Below are 224 nucleotides of genomic sequence, written 5' to 3' on the forward strand. Positions count from 1 at the left end.
TCACTTGATACTGTCCTACTCCTGAGACACTTACGATTTCAATTGAATGAGCCGAAGGGAACCTTTGATGCATTTCGCGAAAGCGTATTTTAGGGGCTATTTTTTTTAAAACGGGCTCTGGCGTATTGGTCACCATATATTGGTGACCCGACATCCCCTCGTGACCCGTTATGCTAAAGAAAAATCCACTGACTAACCATAAAACGACTTGAATAACCAGAATT

1 pseudogene is annotated in these 224 nt (G+C 42.0%); it reads right to left on the minus strand.

The annotated features are described in order from the left end of the window. Positions 1-223, minus strand: a pseudogene (locus RJ32_RS15130) (NADH:quinone oxidoreductase); the annotation flags it as partial. Position 224: the final 1 nt, after the last annotated feature.

This window comes from Idiomarina sp. 28-8 (genome assembly GCF_000320945.2).
Taxonomy (GTDB): domain Bacteria; phylum Pseudomonadota; class Gammaproteobacteria; order Enterobacterales; family Alteromonadaceae; genus Idiomarina; species Idiomarina loihiensis.